Source organism: Micromonospora globispora (genome assembly GCF_003857015.1).
Classification (GTDB): Bacteria; Actinomycetota; Actinomycetes; order Mycobacteriales; family Micromonosporaceae; genus Micromonospora; species Micromonospora globispora.
In genome coordinates this window covers 1-17,046 of sequence record NZ_QGGF01000076.1, presented here as the reverse complement: position 1 = coordinate 17,046, position 17,046 = coordinate 1, and the positions used below count along the sequence as shown (strand labels likewise).

At 70.1% G+C, this 17,046-nt stretch carries 13 protein-coding genes and 1 pseudogene; 5 read left to right on the top strand and 9 right to left on the bottom strand.

Annotated elements, in window-relative coordinates; all coding sequences use genetic code 11:
* The first annotated feature begins 438 nt into the window (after window positions 1–438).
* Window positions 439–1,146: a GNAT family N-acetyltransferase gene (locus DKL51_RS02730; RefSeq protein WP_260428351.1), complete on the top strand. Its 708-nt coding sequence runs from the start codon at window positions 439–441 to the stop codon at window positions 1,144–1,146.
* Window positions 1,147–1,254: 108 nt separating this feature from the next.
* On the opposite strand, the gene DKL51_RS02725 is transcribed toward DKL51_RS02730, so the two are convergent.
* Together DKL51_RS02725 and DKL51_RS02720 are read right to left on the bottom strand one after the other, a co-directional pair.
* Entirely contained in the window at window positions 1,255–1,587 is a 333-nt protein-coding gene (locus DKL51_RS02725) for a hypothetical protein (RefSeq protein ID WP_123809683.1), read from the bottom strand.
* Window positions 1,588–2,170: 583 nt separating this feature from the next.
* A complete protein-coding gene (locus DKL51_RS02720; protein WP_109943792.1) occupies window positions 2,171–3,097 on the bottom strand; it encodes an SCO6745 family protein in 927 nt (308 codons plus the stop codon).
* A gap of 882 nt (window positions 3,098–3,979) precedes the next feature.
* Here DKL51_RS02720 and DKL51_RS02710 point away from each other — a divergent pair.
* The 3 genes from DKL51_RS02710 to DKL51_RS02700 are packed head-to-tail and all read left to right on the top strand — an operon-like array spanning window position 3,980 to window position 7,069.
* Window positions 3,980–5,578 (top strand): radical SAM protein, encoded by a 1,599-nt coding sequence (locus DKL51_RS02710; RefSeq protein WP_109943793.1) that lies wholly within the window; start codon window positions 3,980–3,982, stop codon window positions 5,576–5,578.
* A complete protein-coding gene (locus DKL51_RS02705; RefSeq protein ID WP_109943794.1) occupies window positions 5,575–6,384 on the top strand; it encodes a class I SAM-dependent methyltransferase in 810 nt (269 codons plus the stop codon). Before DKL51_RS02710 ends, DKL51_RS02705 begins: the two co-directional genes overlap by 4 nt.
* Before the next feature lie 46 nt (window positions 6,385–6,430).
* Window positions 6,431–7,069 (top strand): SRPBCC family protein, encoded by a 639-nt coding sequence (locus DKL51_RS02700; protein ID WP_185734682.1) that lies wholly within the window; start codon window positions 6,431–6,433, stop codon window positions 7,067–7,069.
* A 198-nt stretch (window positions 7,070–7,267) separates the two neighbouring features.
* Here DKL51_RS02700 and DKL51_RS34680 read toward each other — a convergent pair whose 3' ends face one another.
* The 5 genes from DKL51_RS34680 to DKL51_RS02680 form a co-directional block, all read right to left on the bottom strand.
* Entirely contained in the window at window positions 7,268–7,435 is a 168-nt protein-coding gene (locus tag DKL51_RS34680) for a hypothetical protein (RefSeq protein ID WP_185734681.1), read from the bottom strand.
* A gap of 264 nt (window positions 7,436–7,699) precedes the next feature.
* On the bottom strand, window positions 7,700–8,071 hold the full coding sequence (locus tag DKL51_RS02695) for an ArsR/SmtB family transcription factor (RefSeq protein WP_109943795.1): 372 nt from the start codon (window positions 8,069–8,071) through the stop codon (window positions 7,700–7,702).
* Between the two features lie 200 nt (window positions 8,072–8,271).
* Entirely contained in the window at window positions 8,272–10,956 is a 2,685-nt protein-coding gene (locus DKL51_RS02690) for a bifunctional YncE family protein/alkaline phosphatase family protein (RefSeq protein WP_260428350.1), read from the bottom strand.
* Between the two features lie 79 nt (window positions 10,957–11,035).
* Window positions 11,036–12,385, bottom strand: coding sequence for an ABC-2 transporter permease family protein (locus DKL51_RS02685; RefSeq protein ID WP_109943797.1), 1,350 nt, complete (start codon window positions 12,383–12,385; stop codon window positions 11,036–11,038).
* The gene (locus DKL51_RS02680; protein ID WP_109943798.1) at window positions 12,382–13,323 is read right to left on the bottom strand and encodes an ABC transporter ATP-binding protein; all 942 of its coding nucleotides are present in this window, start codon (window positions 13,321–13,323) and stop codon (window positions 12,382–12,384) included. Before DKL51_RS02680 ends, DKL51_RS02685 begins: the two co-directional genes overlap by 4 nt.
* 249 nt (window positions 13,324–13,572) lie before the next feature.
* Between DKL51_RS02680 and DKL51_RS02675 the strand changes: the two are divergent.
* Window positions 13,573–13,848, top strand: a pseudogene (locus tag DKL51_RS02675) (transposase); the annotation flags it as partial.
* Between the two features lie 826 nt (window positions 13,849–14,674).
* On the opposite strand, the gene DKL51_RS02665 reads toward DKL51_RS02675, so the two are convergent.
* Window positions 14,675–15,754 carry a glycerophosphodiester phosphodiesterase family protein gene (locus tag DKL51_RS02665; protein WP_109943800.1) on the bottom strand — a complete coding sequence of 360 codons (1,080 nt, stop codon included), beginning with the start codon at window positions 15,752–15,754 and terminating at the stop codon, window positions 14,675–14,677.
* Between the two features lie 208 nt (window positions 15,755–15,962).
* On the bottom strand, window positions 15,963–16,955 hold the full coding sequence (locus tag DKL51_RS02660) for an undecaprenyl-diphosphate phosphatase (protein WP_109943801.1): 993 nt from the start codon (window positions 16,953–16,955) through the stop codon (window positions 15,963–15,965).
* Between the last annotated feature and the right edge of the window lie 91 nt (window positions 16,956–17,046).

Here is a 17,046-nt window from a genome sequence, read left to right as displayed (position 1 = left end):
TTGACCTCCACCACACACGCCCACACGTCACCAGCCGAGCGCAGCAACCCGAAACACCGGCGCCGCTGCCCCGGCGTCACCCGCAACCCGAGACGAGCCGTGCGGTGCACGACCCGCGGCGCGGCAGGATCCCGACGGCGAGGCACGAATCGTAGCCAACACCACCCGTACGACACTTCCCTAACGCAAACCAACCCGGCGAACGTTAATGGACACCGCGCTAGCTTGTGCGGATGAGCGCAAGCCCGCCGGCCGGACCGCGGCTGCAGTTCTGCACCGATCCGGGCGAGTTCCTTGCCGCAGCCGGTGTCTACCTGGCCGCCGATCCGGTCGTCTGCACCGTCGTGACCACGGTCGCGCACCGGTTGTCGTTGCAGCAGGCCGATGGGATCGCGCAGCCCGACCGTAACTGGTGGTTGGTGGTGAGGGACGCATCCGGTGCTCTGGTCGGCGCCGGTATGCGGACTGGCGCCGTTCGCGCCGTACCCGCCGTTCCTGCTGCCGATGCCCGACGAGGCGGCCATGGCCTTGGCGTCCGCGTTGCACGAGCGCGGGGAGGATGTGCCGGCGGTCAACGGTGCCCTTCCTGCCGTTGAAACGTGCGCCGCTGAGCTGGCCCGGCTCGGCGGGGGCCAGGTCGAGGTCGCCCAGCACACGCGCCTGCATGAGCTCGGCGAGCTGGTGTGGCCGGCGCCGGTGCCCGGCGGGTTGCAGGTCGCGACCGAGGACGACGTGGGCCTGGTGACGGAGTGGTTCGGGGCGTTCATGGGCGACGCCGACGAACAGGCCGGCCGCCAGCGCGGTGCCAGTGCGCACGAAGTGCCCGACCGCGCGGACGTGGTGCGCCGACTCCAGACCGGACGGGTGTGGTTCTGGGTCGACGAGGCAGGGGAGCGGGTGCACCTCACCGCTGCCAACCCGCCGTCGTTCGGGGTCGTGCGCGTGGGCCCGGTGTACACGCCGCCGGCCCAGCGCGGGCGCGGTTGGGCCAGCAACGCGGTCGCCGAGGTTTCCCGGCGGATCCAGGCCGAGGGTGCCCGGGTGTGCCTGTTCACCGACCAGGCGAACCCGACCTCGAACAAGATCTACGCCGCCCTCGGCTACCGGCCGGTGGTCGACATGGCCAACCTTGTCATCGTCCGCTGACGCCCCGACGCGTGGCCGCTTGACCGTACGTCACTATCCGGCGCTGCCCCGGATGTTTCGGGGCCGCCGGAGCGCGGCAGCACCAATGCTTGAGCGGCGATGACGCGTTCACCGTTGAAGGTCAGCGCCGGCGGCCACCAGGTCCGCGCCGGCGTCACCGGGATGGGCGTAGCCGATCGGCTCAGCAAGATCTGACACCGTCGCATTGTGCCCGTCGGTCACGTCTGACCCCAGTCCTCCAGCCGTCACCCAACGTGAGCGCATCCCACTGATCGGGGCGCAGCGTGGCGAGCAGGTCCGCCTGTTCGCGACGTTCGCCACCACCGCGACCCGAAGGTCGTCTTCGGTCATTTCGTGCCTCCTGTCCGGCGTCGCGCACCTTCTGGAAACCAGCGTCGCATCGGTAACCAGCGCGTTGCAGCGGGCATGGTCGACGCTCAAGGCAGTCCACCTCACGCCCAGGGGGCTTGCGATCGAGTCAGCCGATCAAAACGCCGCAACGTTGTTCGCCGCCTGGCCGGCAACGGCGGCAGTCCCGGGTTGGCGCGAGGGCCTATTGCCCCGGTCACGCCTCACCGCGTGCAATTGGGCGGGAGAGCGGTAGGCTGTCGAAGCGGGTGAGCGATGGCCAGTGGTCCGTCCCAACCGCCCTCCTCCTTCCCGGCTTGCAGCTGCTAGCGAATCCGTTGTGCGCTGCTCTGTACATCTTGGAGCCGTTTTGCCAGATATGATGCCGCCCGCTCTGAATCCCTTCGGTTCAGAGGGGGACGGGGATACCGACCGCGACTGCGGGCGGGCCGTAGACGTAAGCGCAGCCACGATGGCCCGCATGCGCAGCCCGTTCGTGTCCGCGGACACTGACCGCGGAACGGCTGACGAGACCGGCCGACAATAGACAGTGCCCGACTGCGGGCCCTGAAACCTTGCCGTCGCCTAACCGTTCCGCGGCCAACCATGCAGCGGCGCATCGCCACTCGGAAAGACCCGGGCGAGCAGCGCGGAGCAGAGAAGAACTGAGCCGGGCTCACGTCGAGCGGGACGCCACCCGGTCGGCACGCGACGGCACGGCGTTGTCGACGTTGAGCAGTCCGGCGTCGACCACTGCCCGGCTCATCGGCCGGGTCAGCTCGGCGAGGCGGGCGCACCCGTCGGCGCCGAGCACCGCGTACGCGGGCGTGGCGAGCCGGTCGGTGGCCGCCTCGATCCACGCGCGCTGCGCCCGTCCGCTGTCGCTCAGGGCCGGCTCGTCGCCCTCGATCAACCCGCGCCCGCGCAGCCGCTCGACCGCGTCAGCCCACTGCTCGCCGTTCCAGCCGCGGGTGCGGCGCAGGAAGCGGACCGGCACCTCGCCGGACGCGGCGTGCAGCACCAGTGCCTCCAACCCGGTCAGGCCGGCGAGCACCAGAGCGGCCATGTGCCCGTCGCCGCGGAACTCCCGCAGGACCGTCTGGGCCTGCCAGAGGATCAGGTGCGGCTGCTCCGGCCAGGGCAGCGCGGCGTGGGCGGCGAACAGTGGCCGCCCCTCAGGGTAGGCGGTGGCGGACTCGGCGGCGCGACGGGCCAGCTCAGCGGCCTCGACCATCTCCGGGCCGTGCACCGCGTCGCCGAGCGCGCGGGTCAGGGCCGTACCGGCGGCCTCCAGCCGGGCGGCCAGCACGGCCGCCGGCGTCGCCCGCTCCCAGGCGGCCGGCAGCACCCGGGCGACGAGGTCCGGGTTGAAGTTGAAGAAGCTGGCGACGACCGGGCCGGGGCCGACCGGCCCCAGGGCAGCCGCCCGGGAGGCGAAGTAGCCGGCCGGCTCCGCGAGGCCGAGGGCGGCGTACCGCTCGTGCGCCTCGGGCACGAAGTAGATCATCGCATGCAGGGGCTCGGTCACCCGCCAGGCGCGGCGCACGACGGCCGGGTCGAGCGCCGACGGCTTCTGCCAGCTGGGATCCGCCACGTCCGTCATGTCGCTGCCTTTCGTCGACGACGTTACTCGCCGGTAGCCTCCCATGCCGGCGACGGCCGTGTCACTCCCCAGTCCCGTCCGCTCCTCACCGGGTCCGCCCCGCCGTGCAGGCGTCGTGATCCTGCCCAGGCTGGCCGGGTCGCTGGTGAGCTGGTGAGCTGGTGGGCGGCCTGTGGCCTGTGTGCGACCAAGATGATGATCCGTGCCGGGGATTTGCTGGCCGAGGCCTGGCGGGCCGCCGGGATGGTGAGCACGCCGAAGTGTGCTCTGAGTGGCCGGTGGTCGCGGCGCGGATCCGGGACGCGGCCACCGACGACTGGAACGACCAGGTCGCGGTGGACCGGTTCGTCGGCAAGGGCGGCCGCCTTGTGCGCGGTCGGGGGCGTGGACACCGTCGGCGTGGATCCCACCGCCCAGGCGACCTGCTCGTCGACGCCACCTCGCCGGCCCGGCCGGCCGAGAGGTTCTTGCCGGCGGCCGTCGCGGTGCACGGCCAGGGCCGGGTGGACCGGTTCCGCCACATGATCTACGCCTACCCGGGCCATCCACCGGGCGATCGAAGATGTCCTGCGCACCCTGCCATGAGCCATGCGACGCGGGGCGGGAGTCGTGATCACCCGTCCAGCGTCCAGGGATGGCGGGAAGGCCGAAACGGGAACCACGCCGTGGCTTGGAGGCGGATGGGCGCTTTCGCGCGTCGGCGCGTCGCTTTTCGCAATGCCGGACGCGACCGGCTCCGCGGAGTCCCGGTTACGTAAGCGTGTTCACGGAAGGATGTGGTTAGCCCGAGCGAGGCTGATCAGGGCAAGCAGAACAACGCTGCCGCGAGGAGCACTCATGACCGCTGTCGAACCTGCCCCCGTTCCCGCCGTATCACCGCCGGTGAAGCGGGACCGTGACGAGGTGTTCGTCGAGTACACCAAGTCGATCTGCCCGGTATGCAAGGTCGTCGTCGACGGCCAGGTCAACATCCGCGACGACAAGGTATACCTGCGTAAACGCTGCCGGGAGCACGGCCAGTTCGAGGCGCTGGTGTACGGCGACGCGCAGATGTACCTGGACTCGGCCCGGTTCAACAAGCCCGGCACGATCCCCTTGACCTTTCAGACCGAGGTGATCGACGGCTGCCCGTCGGACTGCGGGCTGTGCCCGGAACACAAACAGCACGCCTGCCTGGGCATCATCGAGGTCAACACCGGCTGCAACCTGGACTGCCCCATCTGCTTCGCCGACTCCGGCCACCAACCCGACGGCTACTCCATCACACTGGAGCAGTGCGAACGCATGCTCGACGTGTTCGTGGAAAGCGAAGGCGAGGCCGAGGTGGTGATGTTCTCCGGCGGGGAACCCACCATCCACAAGCAGATCCTGCAGTTCATCGACGCCGCCCAGGCCCGCCCGATCAGGGCAGTCAACCTCAACTCCAACGGTATCCGACTGGCCGGCGACAAGCGGTTCGTCGCCGCGTTGGGTGAGCGCAACCGGCCCGGCCGGGCGGTGAACATCTACCTCCAGTTCGACGGGTTCGACGAACGCACCCACCGCGAAATCCGCGGCCGGGACCTGCGCGCCATCAGGCAGAAGGCCCTCGACAACTGCGCCGAGGTCGGCCTGACCGTCACCCTCGTCGCTGCGGTCGAACGTGGCCTCAACGAACACGAACTCGGCGCCATCATCAGCCACGGCCTGGCCCACCCGGCGGTGCGCAGCGTGTCGTTCCAGCCGGTCACCCACTCCGGCCGGCACGTCGCCTTCGACCCGCTGAACCGGCTGACCAACTCCGACATCATCCACCTCATCGCGCAGCAGCTGCCCGACTGGTTCCAGGCCAAGGACTTCTTCCCGGTGCCGTGCTGCTTCCCGACCTGCCGGTCGATCACCTACCTGCTCACCGAAGGCGTCCCCGGCACCCCGGACTTCGCGGTGGTGCCGATCCCCAGGTTGCTCAACGTCGAGGACTACCTCGACTACGTCTCCAACCGCGTCGTGCCGGACTACGCCGTACGGGAGGCCCTCGAAAAGCTGTGGTCGGCGTCGGCGTTCATGGGCACCGACACCACGCGCGACCGCCTCGCCCAGACCGCCGCGGCGCTGGACTGCGCCGACGCCTGCGGCATCAACCTGCCCGAGGCGATCGCGAACCTCACGGACCGCGCCTTCATGATCGTCATCCAGGACTTTCAGGACCCGTACACCCTCAACGTCAAACAGTTGATGAAGTGCTGCGTCGAGGAGATCACCCCGGACGGCAGGTTGATTCCGTTCTGCGCCTACAACTCCGTCGGCTACCGCGAACAGGTCCGCGAACAGATGTCCGGCATACCGGTCGCCGACGTCGTGCCCAACGCCCGGCCGCTGCAGCCGATCCTCACCGATTCGCCCTACGGTTCGAAGATCGCCGGGAGCGGGGCGGGGCAGCGCCCGGACGGCGGGCGCCCCATCGCGCCGGACCGCACCAACGTCGGCCGAGGGATCCGATGAGCGTGCCGATCCAGCCGTCCTCGGCCGCCCGGGCCAAGGCGTGCTGCGCCGCGACGTACGGTTCTGACGTGGTGGCCCTGCTGCTCGGCGACTCCTACCACCCCGGTGGCCTCGCCCTCACCCGCCGGCTGGCCGACCGGCTGGACCTGCGTGCCGGCGCGCGGGTGCTGGATGTGGCCAGTGGCCGGGGGACCACCGCTCTGACGCTCGCGACCGAGTACGAGGTTGACGTCACCGGCGTGGAACTGTCCGACGCCAACGTCGCCCTCGCCACCGGCGCGGCACAGGCCGCCGGCCTCGCCGACCGCATCCGGTTCCAGGTGGGTGACGCCGAGCGGCTACCCGTCGACGCCGGATCCTTCGACGTGGTCGTGTGCGAGTGCGCATTCTGCACCTTCCCCGACAAGCCCACCGCCGCCGCCGAGCTCGCCCGGGTGTTGCGCCCCGGCGGCCGGCTCGGCATCACCGACGTCACCGTCGAGGCCGACCGGCTCCCGCCCGAGTTGACCGGGCTGGGCGCGTCGATCGCCTGTATCGGTGACGCCCGCCCCGTCGACGAGTACCACGCCCTGCTGACGACCGCCGGGCTGCGGGTCACCCGCATCGAACGCCACGACACCACGATCGCGGCCATGATCGACCAGATCGAGGCCCGCCTCACCGTCATGCGGATGACCGCACGAGCACGGGCCGAGGCCCTCGGCGTCGACTTCGACCGCGCCCCGGCGGTGCTGGCCACCGCCCGCGCCGCCGTCGCCGATCGTGTCCTCGGCTACGCGCTGCTAACAGCCACGAAGCCGCGTTGACCCCGAACGGCGAATCCGGACACCGGACAGGAGATTGGAGACGATCATGGCAGCACGGCTCGGCTTGACCATCGCGGCCGTGACATCGGCGGCAGTGGGCGTGGTGGGGTACCTGGGGCTGGTCACCGGCCGGCTCACCCTGGATCTGGGCATCGGCCGGCGGACACGCGCGCTCGGGCCGAAGGTGCTCGACATCGCCGCGCCCCGTGAGCTGGTCTTCGACGTGATCGCCCAGCCCTACCTCGGCCGGCCCACGAGGGCGCAGCGGGAGAAGATTCAGGTGCTGGAACGCGGTGACGGGATGGTCCTGGCCGCCCACCATACGCCGGTTGGACGTGGTCTGGTCACCCAGACGGTCGAGACGGTTACCTTCACCCGCCCCGACACCGTCGACTTCCGCCTCGTGCGCGGCCCCGTGCCGCACGTTCGTGAACGCTTCTCCCTCACCGCCGTCGACGACGGCCACACCCGGCTGGAGTACACCGGCGAGATGGGCAGCGACGGCTGGGTGCTGGGTGTCGGCTGGGCGGCGGTTGTCGCACGGCGATGGGAGGCTACCGTCGCCGACTCGCTCGCCACGGCGAAGTCCGAGGCCGAACGCCGGCACGCACTGTGGCGCACAACGGTTCCTCGGGACCGCTCGGGCACGGCCACCAAAGACCCCACCACCGGCGAGATGGAATGACCATCCCGCGTGCTGCCTCACATCCCCGGTGGACGCCGCCAAGCCCCCAGCGTCGCCGTACCCGGTCGCCGGGTAACCGGTCCGCCACGGCTGCGGATCGCCGCTGTTGCGACCGTCGAGACGCTTCGCGCCGATGGGGGTCGCGGCCGGGACCGCTTGGGCCGGGCGGCGGCCACGTGTGCTGCGGTAGGCGAGGGCTCAGCCGCGCCTGCGTAGCGCTCGGATGGCCCGGCGTGCCTCGGGCAGGGTGAACGGCACGGCCGCCACGGTGACCGCGGCGGCGAGGGTGCACCCGCCGCACAGGCGGCGATGTTTGGTCACCTGCTCGGCGAATAGCCACCCATCGGCCGCCGCGTCGCCGGCCACTCTGCCGGCCGTCAGGAGCGGAAGCCACGGCTGCCGGTCGGCCCCCTTCGGCCGCGCCCACTCCCACGAGGGCCAGGGTGCCCCGCGGCGCTGGCCAGCGCCAGAGCCGTCTCCGGGGGGTGGCCCAGCGCGTACCTTCGCTGGCGTCACCGGGTACGCGCGGAGCGTTCGCCGGCACGCGGAAGGACGCCACGAGGCGAGGGGTGATGCGCATCGGATCATCCTGCTAGCCCTCTGCGACGGCGCCTTCCTCGACGGTGCCGTTCAGCGGGCCCTCTTCGTGGCCCGCTTGCGGGGCGGCGTCAACAGGTCGGCGATCGCCGCGATCGCGGACGGCACCAGGCGGTAGTACGCCCAGACGCCGCGCTTCTCGCGTTCGAGCAGGCCGGCCTCGGTGAGGATCCGAAGGTGATGGCTCACGGTGGGCTGGGAGAGCCCGAGCGGCGCGGTGAGGTCACTGACGGACGCCTCGCCCTCCGGAGCGGACTGGATCAGACTGAGCAGTCGCAGCCGGGCCGGGTCGGCGAATGCCTTCAGCACTCCCGCGAGCCGCTCGGCATCGGCACGCTTGATCGGCTCGCCGGCAAGCGGCGAGATGGCAGGCGTAGCAGTTTTCGCAGTTCCCACGTCTTCCATCCTTCCATCAACACCATCGATAGGCCGGTGGAACCGGGACCAGTACCCCGATGGCGACCGCGAGGCCGGGTGCGAAGGATGCTGGGGGTCGGGGCGGCGAGGTTACGAGCAGGCGCTGCCCATCCTCAACACAGGGGACAGAAGGGACCCCTGGCCGGCGGTGACGCCGGCCAGGGGTCCCTTGACGCGATCAGCCTACGTCAGCCGTCGGACTCCGAGGACGGGATGTAGGCGCCCGGCACGTCCTCTGGCGCGAAGATCTTGTCCTCGCCCGGGTACGGCTTCGTCCACTCGTGCGTCTCGTACCACGTGAAGTGGTTCATCTGCGCGGGGTTCGCGAAGTCGGGTTTGGCGTCAGGCCCGGTCAGCCGCTGGTGCGACTTCCACTCGTCCCACTGCGCCGCCACCTGCTGCTTGTCCGCCGGCACCTTCCCCGACGGTGCGGCCGTGGCGTTCGGGTTCTGCGGCGCGGGGGTGTCCAGGCCGCAGACAGGCGGGGTCTTCAGGCCCATGGTCAGCGAGGTCCGGTTGGGCAGCGCGGTGAACGGCGTGAAGTCCGCGCTCTGGGTGAACGCCCCACGCATCGGGCTGGCCGCGCTGTCCTTCTGGTTCATCGGGTGGATCCCGAGGATCTGCTCGATGGTCCGGATCATCGTGATCTGCGTGTAGTAGTGGCTGTCGACGACGCCGTGCCGGGCCCAGGGGCTGATGATCTGGATCGGGGCACGGTGGCCGTCGACGTGGTCGAGGCCGGCCTGGGAGTCGTCCTCGACAATGAAGATCGCCGAGTCCTTCCAGTAGGGGCTGTGCGAGATCGTGTCGACGATCTTGCCGGCCGCGAGGTCGTTGTCCGCGACCTGAGCGGCCCCGTTCGGCGGACCACCGGTGTGGTCGCTGGAGAGCCAGAACATGTTCAGGTTCGCCGGCCCGTTCTTCTCGAAGTCACGCTTCCAGATCTCGGACCGGTAGACGTCCGGGACACCGGTGTCGAACTTCGGGAAGCCGGGCACCGACACGTTGTTGAGCGACGGGATCGGCGAGGAGGAGACCATGGGGTAGGCGGTGTCCTGCCCGGTCGCCGTCATGTTCTTGGTGTCGCAGTACAGGTTCTGCCAGCTCGCGCCGGCCGGCTTGGTCAGGAACTGGTGGAACTCGCCGAAGTTCCGCACGGTCTTCCCGGCCGCCTGCGCACCGGTCCAGAGGAAGCCGGTCCGCTGGTGGCCGAGAGCGTCGTCCTCCGTGTCGTAGCTGCGGATGTACTCACCGGCCGAGGACTCGGTGTACTCCGGGTTGTCGGCCTGCATCAGCCAGTTGTGACCCTCGGCCGAGTTCGTGCCGACGTCGTAGGTGTTGTCGTACAGCCCGAACTGCTGAGCCATCGCGTGCTGGTTCGGCGTCACGTTCTCGCCGAACTGCGCCAGCGACGGGTCGCCGTTGCCACGCGGGACGTCCCCGAAGACCTGGTCGTAGGTCCGGTTCTCCTTGACGATCAGGAAGACGTGGTTGATCGTCGAGGGGTCGCCGAGCCGCAGCGGGACCGGCACCGGCTTCGCGTCGCCGTCGCCCTCAGTCAGCGTGACCGAGCCGCCGTGCCAGCCGTTCTGGCTGAAGATCTTGCCGGTCTCGGACTTGATGACATCGTCGCTGGGCAGCGTGAACCGCTGCAGGCTCGACGTCGTGTCGTGGGTGCCGTGCGCGGCGCTGTTGGTGGGGCGGCGGGCGTCGATACCCCGGGTGTTGGAGACCAGCACGTCGTTGCCGACGGTGGTGATCTCCGCGGGGAAGTAGTCCGTCGGGAGCAGGCCGACGTAGCTGACCGGCTCCAGCGGGGTCGTGTACCGGTAGACGGCGACCGCGTTGGCGCGGCCGAGCGTCACCAGTAGGCGACCGTCGTCGGTGAGCGTCACCGCGTCGGGCTCGTAGCCCACCGTCGCCTCCGGCCACGGCTGAGTGGCGATGGTCTGGACCACCTTGTCGCTCGCGGTGTCGATGACCGACACGTCGTTGGTGGCGGTGTTGGTGACGAACAGCGCCCCGTTCTTGGCGTACAGGGCGGTCGGGTGCAGACCGACGTCGATGCTCGCGATGGCAGCGGCCGGGTTCGCTAGGTCGATGACGCTGACCGTGCCGGTGGTGGTGGCAGCGGTCACCGGGTCGGCCGGTACCTGAGTGTTGTAGGAGTTGATCGTGGTGTCGCCGGGCAACGCCTTCCGCCCGCCCTCGTTGCTGACGTAGAGCTTGCTGCCGACCTTGATCATGTCACGCGGGCCGTTGCCCACGGCCCAGCTCTGCTGGATGGCCCCGGTCGCCGCGTCGATGGCGATCACCCGGTTCTGGCCGTTGACGGCGGAGTACACGGTGGAGCCGTCGGGCGAGAACACTGCCTCATCCGCCAGCGCGCGCTTCGGCCCGTCCTGCGGGATGCGGATGAACGTCGGGTTGGCGAGGGTGCCGTCCGGGTTCACGGTGAACCTACGGTAGCCGTCGGCCTGGCCCAGCCACAGCTGCGAACCGTCGGGCGAGTACGTGGGGCCTTCCTGGCCCACGTCGTTGCCGCTGATTCGCAGGTTCGCCGCCGCGTTGTTGCCGACGAGCTGCTGCACCTTCCAGGTCTTCAGGTCGACGATGGCCAGCGCCATCCCACCGTCGGCGACCGCCGCCGCGACGTGAGTGCCGTCCGGGCTGACCGAAGACGACATGATCTTGCCGTTGTTGATGACGAGGCGCTCGCCGATCGGGTTGATGTACTGGTCGTCGGACACGACCAGGCCCTGGTCGGTGGTCTGGCCGACCTGGTCGGTGCCGAACTGGTGCGTCTGGGCGAAAGCGATGCCGGTGCCGGCGGCGACGACGACAGCGGTGGCGCCTGCCGTTACGAGGGGCATCCGGCGGCCGATGCGTCGACCGAGAAGGCCGGAGGGGTCCTTCCCGACACGCCGACGGCGGCGTGTTACCTGCATTGACTTATCCCTTCGTGGTGGGGAGCAGTTCGACGATGCCGTCGAACTGCCATAGCGGGTTCGGTGCGTCCCCGGCCGGGGTCCGCACCAGGAAGTAGCCGTTCACTTCCTTCGGTCCGTCGCCGTCGGCCACGAACCGCCCATCTGCGGTGACGTCCAGCTGATAGATGGCCGTCCCTGCGGCCTCGACGTCGGGGAGATGCCAGGAGACGATGCAACGCCAGTCGTTGCCCGGCCCCTCGGCGGCGACCTTGCCACCGCCCTTGTTGCACGTCGCCGTGGCCTTCAGCTGCGCTTCGGTGACGTCGGGGCGGTTGAGCTGCCTGGTCTGGATGCGGTAGAGGTGGGCGAATGCCGTGGCCACCGCGCGCTGCACCTTGTCCTGCTCGATCCCGGAGCCCGAGGCCGGGGTCGCCGCGGCGACGACCGCGGCCGTCACGGCGACCAGCCCGACGAGCGGCAGGACCGCAGCGGTGACCGCGCGGCGCCCCGAGCCATCGTGGGTTGGGTTGGTAAAGTCGCGTCGCAGGAAAAGCAGGTAAGCCAGCGCCGTCGCGGTCACGGCCCACACCAGGCTGACCACGATGCCGATCAGGAGCGGGCCGAGCTGTGCCGGGCTGGTGAACAGACCGTTCCAGGCGATGAAGGCGTAGCTGGGCAGGGCCAGGCGGACGGCGACGGGGAGCGGCAGCATCTGGGCGAGCTGCATCGCGAGCGCGACGAGCGCGGGCAGCAGCAGTCCCATCGGGGACCGCCCCAGCGCGACGGACCCGAGTAGTCCGATCGCGGCGAGGGCCAGGGTCGGGGCGAGTACGCAGACCCAGGCGAGCAGGACCTTCCCGGCGGCGTCCGCCGGGGTCAGCAGGTGGCCGTCGAGGCCGACCAGCGGGTGGTTGCCGACCGCCACGACCCCGCCGGCCGCGCTGGAACAGGCCAGCCCGACCACGAGCAGCAGGATGACGGTGAGGCTGGCCAGTGCCTTCGCTGCGAAGATCCGTCGAGGCGACCGAACCGCCACGAGCAGGTGGCGCCATGTGCCGAGCCGGTCCTCGGAGGCGAACACGTCGCCGGCGACCACTGAGGTCAGCAGCGGCAGCGCCCAGGTGCCCGCGAAACCGAGCACCACCAGCGGTCCGGCCCACCCCGTGGCGTGCATCCAGCGACCGAAGAGGGTGTCGACGGGCAGCGAGCTCTGCTGGCTCACCGCGGCGACGAAGAGCGCCGGCGCGATCCAGCAGGCGAGGACCAGCAAGCGGATCCGCCATTGCGAGACCAGCTTGACCAGCTCGAAGCGGTAGCCGCGCGCCACCGAGGCCCGGCGGGCACCGGCAGCGTGGGCGATGGTCGCGGTCATCGGCTGGCCTCCTGCTGCTCCGTCAGGGCTAGGAACGCGGCCTCGAGCGGCGACACCACGGGTGCGAGCTCGCGCACCGCAACGCCCGCGTGCACGAGCCGCACCACCAGCTCGTCCAGGGCGGGCACCAACGCGCGCAGGACGAGCACCTCAGCGTCGTGCCGTGCCCCGGCGCCGTCGACGACGCGGATGCCGGCCGTGTCGCCAGCCAACCGGCGGGCGGCCTGCGGGTCGGAGGTGAGCAGCCGGTAGTCGAGTTCACGGTTCTCGGCGGCCAGCTTGGTCAGCGGGCCGGAGAAGACGACCCGTCCGGTGGCGACGATGGTGACCTCGGAGCACAGTGCCTCGAGGTCGTCCATGCGGTGGCTTGAGAGCACGACGCTGGCCCCATCGGTCGCGAGCCGGGTGAGGACACTGTGTACGTGTTTTTTGCCGGCCGGGTCGAGGCCGTTGGAAGGTTCGTCGAGCACGAGCAGCCGGGGCTTGGTGAGCAGGGCGGCGGCGAGCCCGAGCCGCTGACGCATGCCGAGGGAGAAGCCGCTCGCCCGGTCGTCAGCGACATCGGTGAGCCCGACCTGGTCGAGCACGTCGCCGATCCCCGTTGTCCGCGCGTCGCAGCCGCGGAGAGCGGCCAGCGCGGCGAGGTTCTGCCTGGCGGTGAGCGAGGGGTAGAGGCCGGGCCCGTCCACGAAGCCGGCGACACCGTCGGGGGCGGCGAGCGCCCGCCCGACCGGCGTACCCAGGATCTCGAGGCGGCCGCTGTCGGCGACGGCCAGGCCCAGCAGGAGGCCGAGCAATGTGGTCTTGCCGGCGCCGTTGGGCCCGACCAAGCCGTGGATCTGCCCCTGCGCCACATCCAGATCGATGTCGTCGAGTGCGACCACATCGCCAAAACACTTGGTGATCCCGCGAGCCCGGATTGCGAGAGGTGCGTCCATGAGCCCTCCTTTCGTCGCCTCAAGCAACTTAGGGACGGCACACAACGCAGGGAGGGGCAGCTGGCTGAACGTTCATGGAACGGGAGGCGACCGGCATCGATTCGCCACACCGATCTCGCGGGCGGCGAGGGTGACCACGTCGACCTGGTGAGCTTTCCCCGCTTTCCCGGACACCTGAGCTGAGGCGACACTGGTCGCCGAGGGAGGAGTTCGGATGCCCGCACCACACCCGCCGGAGTTCGTCAGCGCGCAGTCGAGTTGGCCCGGCGGCTGAGGGACAAGCCCATCCGGGAGATCGCGAAGGATTTGGGAATCGCCGAGTCGTGCCTGCGGAACTGGCTGGCCCAGGCCGATACCGACGACGGTAAGCGCGAGGGCTTGACCAGCGAGGAACGCAAAGAGCTCGCGGCGCTGCGTAGGGAGAAGCGGCGGCTGGAGGTGGAGAACGAGATCCTGGTTCCGGCCGCGGCGTATTTCGCGCGCGGGAGAACGTCCTCCCAAAAGGATCTACCCGGTCGTCGCTGATCTCGCCGCCGGCGGGATCGCGGTGGCGGTGGCGTGCCGGGTGTTCGGAGTGTCGACCTCGGGTTACCACGACTGGCGGAGTCGGCCGGTTTCGGCCCGGCCGGCCGCCGATCAGGCGCTCGGTGAAATGATCCGCGGAGTGGCGCGGTCCCGTCCTGGCCGACCGTCTCAACGAGTTCATGCGGCTGTTCCTGCCTTCGGACACGTCACCCGGCCCTGACGCGGTGCAGCAACTGCGTGGCCTGTACTACGTCACTGGACCCCGCCCCTGGTAGCCGATGCCCACATCGCGGCGGTCGACGCGGCCGAGTCTCCCGTAGCAGGGACCACCTGGCGTTCCGTGGCCACAGCCAACGCCCGGCGCCTCTTCCCCGAGGCGCCGTGAACGACGCCCAGGCGGGCGTCAGGGCGGTCAGGCAACCGGCCAGCGTCAGCACGATGGGGGAAGGTGGCGGGTCGCTGTGAACCGCCCCGAGCCTGGTGGAGTCCCCGGAACGTGATCGTCTCGTACGTCCCGAAGTTGCCCGTCTCGCAGAGCACGCCGACCGTGTTGGCGTCGAGCTGAACCAGATCCGAGTAGGCGGCCGGAAGACCGGACAGCGCCAGGGCCGGGCGCCAGGTTGCGCCCCGGTCGCTACTCACCCGCAGGGTCCGCGCCGCCCGGCTACTCGGATCGGCGGGGAGGATCACTCCGGTGATGTGACGGGAGCTCCCTCCGATAGCACCAGAAGTCAGTCGCGCAGCGGTGCCCAGATCATTCCTGAGCACGTAGCGAGGCCTCCGGTGACGGCGGAGACCCACCGCGCCCGGAGGCCATCGCGAGTGGTCAGCGCGGCTCGTATGGCTTGGGCAGGCGCATGCCGCGGTCGGACATGATCTGCCGGACGCGGTTGGGGTAGTTGGTGATGATGCCGTCGATGTCCATGTCCATCAGTGCCTGGACGGTCGCGGGGTCGTCGCAGGTCCAGGGGATGACCTTCATGCCGCGGGCGTGCGCCTCCGTCACCATCGTCTCGTCGACGTAGAAGTGGAATCCGGGGTCGCCGAACTTTCCGTTCTGCGGGAAGCCGTAGACGGGAGACAGGGCCGTGACGCCGGGGATGGTGGCGGCGGCCTTCACGAAGTCGCCGCCGAAGTCGTCGGCGTCGAGGCCGCCGAGCCATGGCGAGGCGCCGGGCTTGCCGACCTGGAGGAAGTCGTAGTTGGTCAGCGCGACCAGCGGCCAGGTCGGCGCGAGCCGGTGCATCTCCTTCAGCGCGCCCCAGTCGAAGGACTGGATGGTGACCTGCTCCTCGATCCCGGACGCGTGAATCTCCTCGTAGACCCGGCGGACAAACAGCTCACGCGGCGCGGTCTGGTCCGGCGCGCCCGCCTCGACCTTGGTCTCGATGTTCAGCTTGATCTGGTTGGCGTGGTAGCTCTTGACGAGGTCCAGCACATCCTTGAGTTCGACCATCCGGAAGCCCTTGATCTGCTCCTGCTCGGGGAAACCAGGCAGCTGCTGATATCCGCAGTCCAGGGTCTTGATCTGGGCCAGGGTGAGGTCCTTGATGTACTTGCCGACGTACGGGTACATCGGATCCCCGGGCGTGACCGATCCGGTGTCGCGGCACTTCTGGGCGCTGATCTGCCGGTCGTGGTTGACCACGACCTTCTCATCCTTGGTGACGTGCGTGTCCAGCTCCAGCGTGCTGACCCCGAGGCGCATCGCCTTGGCGAACCCCTCCAGCGATTCCTCGGTCGTCATGCCGATGCCACCTCGGTGGGCCTGCAGGTCGAAGTGGGTCTTCTGCGGCAGCACGACACCGGGATTGTCGGCCGTCGCCGCGGAAGCGGCAGTTGGTGCGGAAAGCGTGACGAGTGCGGGCACCACCGCCAGGCTCGCCAGGACGCGACGTACGAACATGAAACACCTCAGCTCCGTCCGGTTTGCATGACGGCGCGAAGCTAGCCCGCCCGGCCGGCCCGCCGAATGGCCTCGGCGTAATGGGCTTTTGAATGTTCGTGGAACGCGGGTGGCGGCGGTCGTTGGGAGTTGGCGCAGAGTCTGTCGTTCTCGTCGATGCCGAGGGCGGCTGGGAACTCCGGGTTGGCTTCGCTGGGGAGGGTCGTCGTCAGGCCACGGCCAGCCAGATCAGACTGACGAACCCCGCGACCAGGCAGTAGATGGCGAACGGGGTGAGCGTGCGGGTCTCGAAGTACCGGGTCAGGAACTTCACCGCGGCGTAGGCGGACAGCCCCGCCGCGAGGCTGCCGATGAGCACCTGGCCGCGGATGCCGGCACCGAGGTCCCCGAACAGGTCGGGCAGCTTGAGCACCCCGGCGGCCAGGATCACCGGGGTGGCCAGCAGGAAGGAGAACCGGGCGGCGTCCTCGTGGGTGAACCCGCGTAGCAGGCCGGCCGCCATGGTGGCGCCGGAGCGGCTGATCCCGGGCAGCAGGGCGAGGATCTGGGCGCTGCCGATAAGCACGGCCCCGCCCATGCTGCCGGCCGCCAGGCGGCGATCGGAGGCCAGGTCGACGGCGGACTGCGTACCGGCGGGTCCGCCCGCGGCCGACGAGGCGAACACCGTCCCCTTACCGTCCGGGCCGACCAGCACCGGCACCGGGTCCCCGGCCCGCGCGCCGATCGGCTCCGCCGTCGCGGCCCGTCGGCGCAGCCGTTCGGCGCCGAACAGCAGCAACCCGTTGAGCATCAGGAACACCGCGGCCGGCGCCGGCCGGCCGAGGACGGTACGGAACGTGTGCTCCAGCAACAGCCCGGCCAGCCCCACCGGGATCGTCGCCAGGATGACCATCCAGGCCAGCCGCTCGTCCGGGCCGGCGACCCGGCGGTGCCGCACCGACGAGACGAAACCGCGGATGATGCGTACCCAGTCCCGCCAGAAGAAGACCAGCAGGGCCAGCGCCGTGGCCACGTGCAGCCCGACGACGAACGCCAGGTACGGCGACTCCGGCGCCGATACGTCCAGGTCGCGGGCCCAGCGGCCGCCGATCAGCGCCGGCAGGATCACGCTGTGCCCGAGACTGGACACCGGGAACAGCTCAGTCACCCCCTGCAGGGCGCCGATGACGATCGCCTCCGGGTAGGTCAGGCCGTGACTCATCTGCTTCCCTTCGGAGTGTTGGGACGGCGGTCGGCGGTACCGCCGAAGCGGCTGCCAGCTTCAGGTGGGCGTGGTCGAGCACGGCGTCGGC

Excerpts from the sequence above, each read along its gene's own strand:
- DKL51_RS02720 (WP_109943792.1), bottom strand. The coding sequence starts at position 3,097 with ATGACGGACGTGGCGGATCCCAGCTGGCAGAAGCCGTCGGCGCTCGAC.
- DKL51_RS02705 (WP_109943794.1), top strand. The coding sequence starts at position 5,575 with ATGAGCGTGCCGATCCAGCCGTCCTCGGCCGCCCGGGCCAAGGCGTGC.
- DKL51_RS02700 (WP_185734682.1), top strand. The coding sequence starts at position 6,431 with ATGGCAGCACGGCTCGGCTTGACCATCGCGGCCGTGACATCGGCGGCA.
- DKL51_RS02695 (WP_109943795.1), bottom strand. The coding sequence starts at position 8,071 with ATGGAAGACGTGGGAACTGCGAAAACTGCTACGCCTGCCATCTCGCCG.
- DKL51_RS02690 (WP_260428350.1), bottom strand. The coding sequence starts at position 10,956 with ATGCCCCTCGTAACGGCAGGCGCCACCGCTGTCGTCGTCGCCGCCGGC.
- DKL51_RS02685 (WP_109943797.1), bottom strand. The coding sequence starts at position 12,385 with ATGACCGCGACCATCGCCCACGCTGCCGGTGCCCGCCGGGCCTCGGTG.
- DKL51_RS02680 (WP_109943798.1), bottom strand. The coding sequence starts at position 13,323 with ATGGACGCACCTCTCGCAATCCGGGCTCGCGGGATCACCAAGTGTTTT.
- DKL51_RS02665 (WP_109943800.1), bottom strand. The coding sequence starts at position 15,754 with ATGTTCGTACGTCGCGTCCTGGCGAGCCTGGCGGTGGTGCCCGCACTC.
- DKL51_RS02660 (WP_109943801.1), bottom strand. The coding sequence starts at position 16,955 with ATGAGTCACGGCCTGACCTACCCGGAGGCGATCGTCATCGGCGCCCTG.